The organism is Neisseria sp. GT4A_CT1, assembly GCF_000227275.1.
Taxonomy (GTDB): Bacteria; Pseudomonadota; Gammaproteobacteria; order Burkholderiales; family Neisseriaceae; genus Neisseria.
Genome location: NZ_JH164965.1, coordinates 432280 through 442788, shown reverse-complemented (window position 1 = coordinate 442788; position 10509 = coordinate 432280). Strand labels below are relative to the sequence as shown.

The following is a 10509-nucleotide window of genomic DNA, read 5'->3' as shown; positions in this document are numbered from 1 at the left end:
GACTCAGATCTTACCTTTGGTTTCGCACGCCAACGCAGTCGTTACCTCGCGCTCGCCTTCCTTGCGGATCATGCAGCGGCAGGAACCGCACACGCCTTGCCCCATACAGCCGACGTTGGCGGTAATCGCGCTGCCGGAACGGGCATAGGCCTGAATGATTGACGAGTCGGCAGAGGCTTTGACCTCGTGGCCGTCTATGGTCAGGGTTAACAAGTTTTCACTCATGGTAGTGTCCTGTGGAATGGGATAGGGGAAATCGGATGTGTGTATTTTTATTACAAATTTTTAAAATGCAGATATTTTTCAGGAAACGTCTTATAAATCAACGTCTGACTGTCTTTTATTAGTGTATCAGAATTTGGGTTTTTTGATGATGGCGGAGTCGTAAAGGCAGGGTGGTGGCGGATTGTGAACAAAAAACAGTGGTTTTCAGACGACCTTTGTGCCATCTTGTTATTTTGTAAGATAAAATAAACTTAAGATAAAGGAATAACTGCTAAAAACCATTTTGAAATACGAGTAAATATCATTATTAAGTGTTTAATATAAAAGTATATATCTATGTATTTATTGAATAAATCTGCGAAGTGTAAGCAAATGCAAATTGTGTTATAAAATTTCAGAAAAATGGCTAAGTTTGACTTCCGTCAAAAATCATCGTGGGTAGAATGACACGGCTTTTACATTTGTGTATGGTTGAAAAAAGAAAGACAGGTCGTCTGAAAAATAATTGTTTCTTTTTAAATTCATGTTATTAGTAAGGTTCATTGCGGCGGTGAATTCAGCCTTTTCAGACGACCCTTTGGAATTTGAGTGGACAGATTAATTGTAGTTTTATTTCTACCGGTAAATATTGCCGACAATATCCGTTATCATCATCCGAGTGAAATGATAGGTTATTAAGTTTTATGAAAATCAATAAATTATAAAAATCATATTGTCGCCTCATATCGATTGACAGCACTATTACACCGATTAAGGTCGTCTGAAAAACGGCCTCTATAAAAAAGCTAACAAACCCTCCCTACCATATGAAAAGGAACACAATCATGACCGTCATCAAGCAAGAAGACTTTATCCAAAGTATCTGCGATGCCTTCCAATTCATCAGCTATTACCATCCGAAAGACTACATCGACGCGCTCTATAAGGCGTGGCAGAAGGAAGAAAATCCCGCCGCCAAAGACGCGATGACGCAGATTTTGGTCAACAGCCGCATGTGTGCCGAAAACAACCGCCCCATCTGTCAAGACACCGGTATCGCAACCGTCTTCCTCAAAGTCGGCATGAACGTCCAATGGGATGCGGACATGAGTGTGGAAGAGATGGTTAACGAAGGCGTACGCCGCGCCTACACTTGGGAAGGCAACACCCTGCGCGCGTCCGTCCTCGCCGATCCTGCCGGCAAACGCCAAAACACCAAAGACAACACTCCCGCCGTCATCCACATGAGCATCGTACCGGGCGACAAAGTCGAAGTAACCTGCGCGGCAAAAGGCGGCGGCTCTGAAAACAAATCCAAGCTCGCCATGCTCAATCCTTCCGACAATATCGTCGATTGGGTATTGAAAACCATCCCGACCATGGGCGCGGGCTGGTGTCCTCCCGGCATTTTGGGTATTGGTATCGGCGGTACGCCCGAAAAAGCCGTGCTGATGGCGAAAGAATCCCTGATGAGCCACATCGACATTCAAGAGTTGCAGGAAAAAGCCGCGTCAGGTGCAGAATTGTCCACCACCGAAGCCCTGCGCCTCGAACTCTTTGAAAAAGTCAACGCGCTGGGCATCGGCGCACAAGGTTTGGGCGGACTGACCACCGTGTTGGACGTCAAAATCCTCGATTACCCGACCCATGCCGCATCCAAACCGATTGCCATGATTCCGAACTGCGCCGCCACCCGCCACGTCGAATTCGAATTGGACGGCTCCGGTCCGGTCGAACTGACCCCGCCGCGCGTTGAAGACTGGCCCGATTTGACTTACAGCCCCGACAACGGCAAACGCATCGATGTCGATAAACTGACCAAAGAAGAAGTTGCCAGCTGGAAAACCGGCGACGTATTGCTGCTGAACGGCAAAATCCTCACCGGTCGTGATGCCGCGCACAAACGCCTCGTCGATATGCTCGATAAAGGCGAAGAGTTGCCCGTCGATTTCACCAACCGCCTGATTTACTACGTCGGCCCCGTCGATCCGGTCGGCGACGAAGTAGTCGGTCCGGCAGGCCCGACCACCGCTACCCGCATGGACAAATTCACCCGCCAAATGCTCGAACAAACCGGCCTCTTGGGCATGATCGGCAAATCCGAGCGCGGCGCAGCCACCTGCGAAGCCATCGCCGACAACAAAGCCGTATACCTCATGGCAGTCGGCGGCGCGGCATACCTCGTGGCAAAAGCCATCAAATCCTCCAAAGTCTTGGCGTTCCCCGAATTGGGCATGGAAGCAGTTTACGAGTTTGAAGTCAAAGACATGCCCGTAACCGTCGCCGTGGACAGCAAAGGCGAGTCCATCCACGCCACCGCCCCGCGCAAATGGCAGGCAAAAATCGGCATCATCCCCGTCGAGTCCTAATGCCTTGATGCCAGGTTGAAGAAGGTCGTCTGAAAACTTAAAACAGGGTTTTCAGACGACCTTTAATTTGTTTGGAAGCATTACGACTGCAAGGGTAGGGGAGTGGGCAGCAAAACAATACGCCGCAAGTCTTGATAAAGAACAAGCATAGTCCTGCCCCGACTGCAGAAGCAGCCGAAATATGTTATAAATAGCCCCTTCTACCGACCTCAAATTGGAGCATACGACATGGAATTGGTATTTATCCGCCACGGACAAAGCGAATGGAACGCGAAAAACCTGTTTACAGGCTGGCGCGACGTGAAACTGAGCGAGCAGGGGCTTGCCGAAGCCGCCGCCGCCGGTAAAAAACTGAAGGAAAAAGGCTACGAGTTCGACATCGCCTTCACTTCCGTCCTGACCCGTGCGATTAAAACCTGCAACATCGTTTTGGAAGAATCCGACCAACTGTTCGTGCCGCAAATCAAAAGCTGGAGGCTGAACGAACGCCACTACGGCCAACTGCAAGGTTTGGATAAAAAACAAACCGCCGAAAAATACGGCGACGAGCAAGTCCACATCTGGCGCCGCAGCTACGACACCCTGCCGCCGCTGCTTGACCCGAAAGACCCGTTCTCCGCACACAACGACCGCCGTTATGCCAACCTGCCCGCCGATGTCATCCCTGACGGCGAAAACCTGAAAGTCACTTTGGAGCGCGTATTGCCGTTCTGGGAAGACCAAATCGCCCCCGCGCTTCTGAGCGGCAAACGCGTCTTGGTCGCCGCCCACGGCAACTCCCTGCGCGCATTGGCCAAACACATCGAAGGCATTTCCGACGAAGACATCATGGGCTTGGAAATCCCGACCGGTCAGCCGCTGGTGTACAAATTGGACGACAATTTGAAAGTGGTTGAAAAATTCTATCTGTAAGCTTTGCGGATAATAAAAAGGTCGTCTGAAAACTCGGATTCGGGGTTTTCAGACGACCTTTTGATTGAAACGCTTGAGATATAAGATTTGAGACAGTCAAGGCAAAAAAACAGCCCGGTCAAAAATGACCGGGCTGTTGAATTTTTGGTCGGAGTGAAAGGATTCGAACCTTCGACCCCTTGCACCCCATGCAAGTGCGCTACCAGACTGCGCCACACTCCGACTCGAGAAGTTTGGGATTATAGTTTTCTTGCACGGCTTTGGCAAGGGTAAAGCCGGACGGTTTCGGCTATCTGCTTGAAGCGGCTTTGAATTTGTTTGGTGTCAGGGAGGGTAGGGCTGCGGAATGGTTCATACTTGATTGGAAACTGCGATGTTTTTCAGACGACCTCGGGGGTAAACGGATGTGGCGGAATTTAATGGCTGCTATATAATCTCAGCTTTGATTTTTAATATAGTGGATTAAAATTGCAATGATACGGCGTTGCCAACGCCCTTATGTACTACCCGTACACGGCGGGCGTTGCCGCCTTGTCTCATTTTTATTTTAATCCACTATAAAAAACAGGGCGGATGGACAGTATTTTGCATGATTTGTTTGCGCGTCAGGCGTTTACATCGAGCTTGGTGGAGCGCAACTTCGGACAGGTTTCGGGCTGGATAGAGCTGGTCGGTGTCTTGATGCTGATGGTGGCGGCGTTTTGGCTGTCAAACCGCCTCAACGACCGTTATTTCTTCTCAGAACACGGCAGCTTCGCGCTTTTGCGGCATATCGGCAGAAGGATTTTGTGGCCGGTACTGATGATGATTTTCGGCGCGGCGGCTTTGTTTGTCTGCAATCTGACGGAATTTCGCGCGGTATGGCTGCATCTGTTGATTTTGGCGGCGCGCTGGATGATTTTGATTCGGGTCAGCGTGGCGGTCGTTCATGCCGCTTTGCCGCAAAACAAACTGACCGACTGGCTGGAGAAATCAGTCTCCATGGTTTTGTGGGTAGGGTTCGTGCTTTGGCTGTCGGGCTTGGACGATAAGATTTTGGAGATTCTCGACGGCATCAGTTTCTCGGTCGGTTCGGGCAGGCTCAGCCTGCTGACGATTTTGAACGGGATTTTGTGGGTCGGTATCCTGATGATAGGTGCGTCGTGGTTGGCGCGCTTTATCGGCGAGCGGTTGGAGAAAAGCAGCTTAGACACCAATCTGAGCATGATTTTGTCTAAAGTTGTCAAAACGGTGATGATGGTTTTGGCGGTATTGATTGCGCTGCCGCTGGTGGGGATTGATTTGACGGTATTGTCGGTGTTTGGCGGTGCGTTGGGTGTCGGTATCGGTTTCGGCCTGCAAAAAGTGGCGAGCAACTATATTTCGGGCTTCATCATTTTGGGCGACCGCTCCATCCGCATGAACGACCGTCTGACGGTCAACAACTTTACCGGTTATGTCACCAAAATCACCTCGCGTTTCGTTGTGTTGCGCAATGCCAACGGTACGGAGGCGCTGATTCCGAACGAGACGTTCGTTACCTCGATGGTGGTCAACGAATCCTATACCAGCCGCGAATTGCAGCAGGCGTTCAATATACAGGTTGCCTATCATTCCGATTTGATTAAGGCGCTCGACATCATCAAAAGCGCAGCCGCCGCGCAGCCGCGTGTTTCCAATAATCCCGCGCCTTTGGCGGTGGTGACCAATTTCGGCGACAACGGTATCGATTTGCGCGCGACTTATTGGGTGAAAGACCCGGAAAACGGTTTTGCCGCGCTGCAATCGGCGATTTTTCTGGATATTTGGCGGCAGTTTAACGAACACGGCATCGAGTTCCCTTATCCGCAGCGCGAAGTCCGCATCTTGAACGAAAGCCAGGCACCGAGCAGCATCGCCATGATTAAGGCGGGAATGCAGGCGCGCAGCGATACCAAATCCGATCCCGCGATGGATTCCGGCGGAGACGATTGATGGCAAAGCCCTTGAAGTATCCCGTGTCCGCGCTGGTTGTCCTGCATGATGCAGACGGCAATATCCTTTTAATCGAACGCACTTCGCCGCCAGGTTTTTGGCAGTCGGTAACCGGCAGCATTGAGCCGGACGAAACCATAGAGGAAACCGCTAAACGCGAAGTTTGGGAGGAAACCGGCATCCGCCTTGCGGACGGGCAGCTCTGCAACTGGCACGACAGCACGGTTTACGAAATCTACCACCACTGGCGGCACCGCTATCCCAAAGGCGTGTTCGAAAACCGCGAACACATCTTTTCCGCCGAAATTCCGCGCGATGCGGCTATTGTTTTGCAGCCTGACGAACACGTCGCTTACGGATGGTTCGGTATTGAAGAAGCGGCGGAAAAAGTGTTCTCCCCGTCGAACAAAAGGGCGATTTTGGCATTGGGGAAAAGGTTGGGATTGGTTGTTTGATGAATGATGGCGGGGAGATGACCGACAACCGCATTTAAAGACCGATGGACAGCCTCTTTTATATCTAATAAAATAAACGATAATTGTTATTGGTTAATTTGGTAACATCAAACCGTAAAGGTCGTCTGAACGTTCGGCTTTCTGATTGGAAGCCTTTAAATTTTCTTGTTCAAACGGCCTTTTCCATATTTTCGTTTTATATCTGCTTGGAGAATCCATGTTACGTCTGACTGCTTTAGCCGTATGCTGCGCCCTTGCTTTGGGTGCGTGTTCGCCGAAAGATTCCGCTTCAAACCAAAACGCCCAAACCGCTTCCGCAGCCCAAACCGAAGGCGCGGGTTTGACCGTCAAAACGACGCGCGGCGACGCGAAAGTGCCGCAAAATCCCGAACGTATCGCCGTTTACGATTTGGGCATGCTCGATACTTTAAACAAATTGGGCGTGAAAACCGGTTTGTCCATCGACAAAAACCTGCTGCCTTATTTGGACGAATATTTCAAAGCGACAAAACCTGCCGGTACGCTGTTCGAGCCGGATTACGAAGCGCTCAACGCCTACAAGCCGCAGCTCATCATTATCGGCAGCCGCGCAGCCAAAGCGTTTGACAAGTTGAACGCCATTGCGCCGACCATCGAGATGACCGCCGATACCGCCAACCTCAAAGACAGTGCCAAAGAGCGTATCGACGCGCTGGCGCAAATCTTCGGCAAACAGGCGGAAGCCGACAAGCTGAAGGCGGAAATCGACGCATCTTTTGAAGCCGCAAAAGCTGCCGCGCAAGGTAAAGGCAAGGGTTTGGTGATTCTGGTCAACGGCGGGAAACTGTCCGCCTTCGGTCCGTCTTCACGACTGGGCGGCTGGCTGCACAAAGACATCGGTGTTCCGGCCGTTGACGAAGCCATCAAAGAAGGCAGCCACGGTCAGCCCGTCAGCTTCGAATACCTGAAAGAGAAAAATCCCGATTGGCTGTTTGTCCTTGACAGGGGCGCGGCCATCGGCGAAGAAGGACAGGCTGCGAAAGACGTGTTGAACAATCCGCTGGTCGCCGAAACGACCGCATGGAAAAAAGGACAAGTGGTTTACCTCGTTCCCGAAACCTATTTGGCGGCGGGCGGCGCGCAAGAATTGCTGAACGCTTCCAAACAGGTTACCGACGCGTTTAAGGCTGCGAAATAATTTAATAAGTCGGTTTAAACAATCAAAAGGTCGTCTGAAAACAAGCATTGCAGATTTTCAGACGACCTTTTGATTTCCAACTTTGTTTCTTAATCTGCCAACAGGTTTTCAAGCCCAAAAATCGCGCGGTGGATCGAGGACGGGTTTGACGATGCCGGTACGGACGGCAAAGTCGCCGAAGCCTTCGTCGTCGAGGCGGTTTTGCGCCCAGTTGCCGACCCAGCCGTCGACGATTTCGAGGATTTCGGGTTCGGTAATGTTTTCTTTAAACAGGCGCGGGATGCGTGTGCCTTCGCGGTTGCCGCCTGCGTAGAGGTTGTAGCGGCCGACGGCTTTGCCGACCAAGCCGATTTCGGCGAGCATGGCGCGGCCGCAACCGTTTGGGCAGCCGGTGACGCGCAGGACGATGTATTCGTCTTCCAAGCCGTATTTGGCGAACATTTCGTCGATTTTGTCGGAGAATGACGGTAGGAAGCGTTCGGCCTCCGCCATTGCCAGTGGACAGGTCGGCAGGGCGACGCACGCCATGGAGTTTTCGCGCTGGATGGTGATGGATTTGCTGATTAAGCCGTGTTCTTTGGCGATTTTGTCTATGGTGTCTTTCAGCTCGGGCGGGACGTTGGCGACGACGAGGTTTTGGTTGGCGGTCAGACGGAAGTCGCCGGGGTGGATTTTGGCGATTTCGCGCACGCCGGTTTTCAACGGTCTGCCGGGGTAGTCGAGCAGGCGGCCGTTTTCGATGAACAGGGTCAGATGCCAGTTGCCTTCGAGGCCTTTAACCCAGCCAATGTGGTCGCCGCGATGGGTGAAAGCGTAGGGGCGGATGGGTTCGAACTTGATGCCCATGCGCTTTTCGACTTCTTCTTTGAACACGTCAACGCCGACGCGCTGGAGGGTGTAGCGGGTGCGCGCGGCTTTGCGGTCGCTGCGGTTGCCCCAGTCGCGCTGGGTGCTGACGACGGCTTCGGCAGCGTTGAGGGTATATTCGAGGGGGACGAAGCCGAATTCGTAAGAGGTGTTGGGGTAGGTTTTGGTGTTGCCGTGTTCGCTGGACAGTCCGCCGCCGACAAGGACGTTGAAGCCGACAAGTTTGCCGTTTTCTTCAATGGCGACAAAGCCTAAGTCGTTGGAATGGATGTCCACATCGTTGTCAGGCGGGATGACGACGGCGGTTTTGAATTTGCGCGGCAGATAGGTTTTGCCCAAAATCGGCTCGACATCGTCGGCGATTTCTTTGTTGCGCGGTTCGGTCGGTTCGGTGGTGAACACTTTTTCGCCGCCCAGCCAGACATCGGCGTATGCCATGGTGCGCGGCAGAAGGTGCATGCTGATGCGTTTCGCCCATTCGTAGGCTTCTTGGTGCAGCGGGCTTTGAACGGGATTGCTGGTGCAAAGTACGTTGCGGTTGACGTCGCTGGCGGTGGCGATGGAATCAAGGCCGAGTTTGTGCAGGGACTGGTGCGCCAGCTTCAAATCGGTTTTTAAAATGCCGTGGTATTGGAAGGTTTGGCGGTTGGTCAGGCGGATGGAACCGTAAATGGTGTGATCGCCGGCAAATTTGTCTATGCCCAGCCACTGCGCCGGCGTGATGATGCCGCCGGGCAGACGGCATCGCAACATCATGTTTTTTAAAGGTTCGAGTTTTTGGTCGGTACGCTCGGCGCGGATGTCGCGGTTGTCCTGCTCGTACATGCCGTGGAAACGGATGAGCTGGAAATTGTCGGCGGTAAAGCCGCCGGTAAAGTCGTCGGTCAAATCGTCTTTGATGGTACCGTGCAGATAGTCGCTGCGGTCTTTCAGGGCTTCGTTGCCGGAAAGCGGGGTGTCGGGCAGCTTGGCGCGCGGGTCGGCGGTGGTAGTCATAGGGTGCTCCTTATTCTCAGTTTGGAGCTACTTTAATCAGGTCGTCTGAAAATGGGAAAGAATGGTTTGTTCGATTTAAAGATGATTTCGTTATATGAATCTGATGTTTTCAGACGACCCCGGGTAATCTAAATTTTGCCAATTGCACTGTTTGTTTGGAAGCCAACACATTCATTTCAAAGTCAAGTTAAGCTATAATACCCGCCGACACATACCATCTCTCCCACCTTATCCCATGCAACTTACCGCCGTCGGACTCAACCACCAAACTGCGCCTTTGAGTATACGCGAGAAGCTGGCATTCACCGCAGCAAGCCTGCCCGAAGCCGTCCGCAACCTTGCTCGAAGCAAAGCAGCGAAGGAGGCAGTAATTCTATCGACCTGCAACCGCACCGAGCTTTACTGCGTCGGCGAAACCGAGCAAATTATCGAATGGCTGGCGCAATACCACAACCTGCCCGCCGAAGAAATCCGCCCCTATCTTTATACCTTGGACAACAACGAAACCATCCGCCACGCTTTCCGCGTTGCCTGCGGATTGGATTCCATGGTGTTGGGTGAGCCGCAGATTTTGGGACAGATTAAAGATGCCGTGCGTGTCGCCCAAGAACAAGAAAGCATCAATACCAACCTCAACGCATTGTTTCAAAAAACGTTTGCCGTTGCTAAAGAAGTGCGTACCGACACCGCCGTCGGCGAGAATTCCGTTTCGATGGCTTCCGCATCCGTCAAGCTTGCCGAACAGATTTTTCCCGATATCGGCGATCTGAACGTTCTATTTATCGGCGCGGGCGAAATGATTGAATTGGTCGCCACCTATTTCGCCGCCAAAAGTCCCAAACTCATTACCGTTGCCAACCGTACCCTGCCGCGCGCCCAAGAGTTGTGCGACAAACTCGGACTGAATGCCGAGCCTTGCCTGCTGACAGAGTTGCCCGATATCCTGCACGAATACGATGTCGTCGTTTCCTCTACCGCCAGCCAGCTCCCGTTGGTCGGCAAAGGCATGGTGGAACGCGCATTGCGCCTGCGTCTCAATATGCCCATGTTCCTGCTCGACCTTGCCGTTCCGCGCGATATCGAAGCTGAAGTGGGGGAGCTGGGCGACGCTTATCTCTACACTGTTGACGACATGATGGGTATCGTTCAAAACGGCAAGGAGGCCCGCCAAAAAGCGGCTGCCGAAGCCGAAGCTATGGTGGAGAAAAAGGTCGGTGAGTTTGTCCGCCAACAACAAAGCCGCCAAAGCGTCCCCCTTATCCGCGCCCTGCGTGACGAAGGTGAACGCGCCCGCAGGCAGGTTTTGGAAAATGCGATGAAACAGCTTGCCAAAGGCGCATCGGCGGAAGAGGTATTGGAGCGGCTCTCCATCCAATTGACCAACAAACTCCTCCACTCTCCCACTCAAACCCTCAATAAGGCAGGCTCGGAAAACAGCAATCTGGTCGATGCCGTTGCCCAAATTTATCAATTGGATCAACACGATTAACGATTAGAAAGGTCGTCTGAAAATTTTCAGACGACCTTTCCGTATGCCTCTCTGCCTTATCGATTAAATCCCCAAAATCCGTATCTC

Annotated in this window: 7 protein-coding genes, 1 tRNA gene and 1 pseudogene; 6 read left to right on the top strand and 3 right to left on the bottom strand. The window is 52.2% G+C overall.

Translation table 11 applies throughout. The features are described from left to right. Positions 1 to 24: 24 nt before the first annotated feature. Positions 25 to 225: pseudogene (locus HMPREF1028_RS15405) on the bottom strand (2Fe-2S iron-sulfur cluster-binding protein); the annotation flags it as partial. Between the two features lie 824 nt (positions 226 to 1049). Here HMPREF1028_RS15405 and HMPREF1028_RS04715 point away from each other — a divergent pair. Both HMPREF1028_RS04715 and HMPREF1028_RS04710 read left to right on the top strand, forming a co-directional pair. Beyond that, the gene (locus HMPREF1028_RS04715) at positions 1050 to 2573 is read left to right on the top strand and encodes a fumarate hydratase (protein WP_003740750.1); all 1524 of its coding nucleotides are present in this window, start codon (positions 1050 to 1052) and stop codon (positions 2571 to 2573) included. A 228-nt stretch (positions 2574 to 2801) separates the two neighbouring features. Continuing rightward, the gene (locus HMPREF1028_RS04710) at positions 2802 to 3485 is read left to right on the top strand and encodes a 2,3-diphosphoglycerate-dependent phosphoglycerate mutase (RefSeq protein WP_003766223.1); all 684 of its coding nucleotides are present in this window, start codon (positions 2802 to 2804) and stop codon (positions 3483 to 3485) included. A 145-nt stretch (positions 3486 to 3630) separates the two neighbouring features. Here HMPREF1028_RS04710 and HMPREF1028_RS04705 read toward each other — a convergent pair. Beyond that, a tRNA-Pro gene (locus tag HMPREF1028_RS04705) sits at positions 3631 to 3707 on the bottom strand. 351 nt (positions 3708 to 4058) lie between these two features. Here HMPREF1028_RS04705 and HMPREF1028_RS04700 point away from each other — a divergent pair. The 3 genes from HMPREF1028_RS04700 (at position 4059) to HMPREF1028_RS04690 (ending at position 7070) form a co-directional block, all read left to right on the top strand. Beyond that, on the top strand, positions 4059 to 5438 hold the full coding sequence (locus tag HMPREF1028_RS04700) for a mechanosensitive ion channel domain-containing protein (protein WP_009311657.1): 1380 nt from the start codon (positions 4059 to 4061) through the stop codon (positions 5436 to 5438). Further along, on the top strand, positions 5438 to 5893 hold the full coding sequence (gene nudB / locus HMPREF1028_RS04695; protein ID WP_009311655.1) for a dihydroneopterin triphosphate diphosphatase: 456 nt from the start codon (positions 5438 to 5440) through the stop codon (positions 5891 to 5893). The genes HMPREF1028_RS04700 and nudB overlap by 1 nt, the downstream gene beginning before the upstream one ends. 217 nt (positions 5894 to 6110) lie before the next feature. Continuing rightward, complete coding sequence (locus HMPREF1028_RS04690; RefSeq protein WP_009311653.1) at positions 6111 to 7070, top strand: siderophore ABC transporter substrate-binding protein; 960 nt, start codon at positions 6111 to 6113, stop codon at positions 7068 to 7070. 108 nt (positions 7071 to 7178) lie between these two features. Here the strand turns inward: HMPREF1028_RS04690 and cysI are convergent, their stop codons facing one another. Continuing rightward, positions 7179 to 8933: an assimilatory sulfite reductase (NADPH) hemoprotein subunit gene (gene cysI / locus HMPREF1028_RS04685; protein ID WP_009311651.1), complete on the bottom strand. Its 1755-nt coding sequence runs from the start codon at positions 8931 to 8933 to the stop codon at positions 7179 to 7181. 235 nt (positions 8934 to 9168) lie between these two features. On the opposite strand from cysI, the gene hemA reads away from it, so the two are divergent. Then, entirely contained in the window at positions 9169 to 10422 is a 1254-nt protein-coding gene (gene hemA, locus HMPREF1028_RS04680; RefSeq protein WP_003761773.1) for a glutamyl-tRNA reductase, read from the top strand. Positions 10423 to 10509 lie beyond the last annotated feature (87 nt).

What these genes read in the sequence shown, in the direction of transcription:
- HMPREF1028_RS04715 (WP_003740750.1), top strand. Translation starts at nt 1,050, where the DNA reads ATGACCGTCATCAAGCAAGAAGACTTTATCCAAAGTATCTGCGATGCC.
- HMPREF1028_RS04710 (WP_003766223.1), top strand. Translation starts at nt 2,802, where the DNA reads ATGGAATTGGTATTTATCCGCCACGGACAAAGCGAATGGAACGCGAAA.
- HMPREF1028_RS04700 (WP_009311657.1), top strand. Translation starts at nt 4,059, where the DNA reads ATGGACAGTATTTTGCATGATTTGTTTGCGCGTCAGGCGTTTACATCG.
- nudB (WP_009311655.1), top strand. Translation starts at nt 5,438, where the DNA reads ATGGCAAAGCCCTTGAAGTATCCCGTGTCCGCGCTGGTTGTCCTGCAT.
- HMPREF1028_RS04690 (WP_009311653.1), top strand. Translation starts at nt 6,111, where the DNA reads ATGTTACGTCTGACTGCTTTAGCCGTATGCTGCGCCCTTGCTTTGGGT.
- cysI (WP_009311651.1), bottom strand. Translation starts at nt 8,933, where the DNA reads ATGACTACCACCGCCGACCCGCGCGCCAAGCTGCCCGACACCCCGCTT.
- hemA (WP_003761773.1), top strand. Translation starts at nt 9,169, where the DNA reads ATGCAACTTACCGCCGTCGGACTCAACCACCAAACTGCGCCTTTGAGT.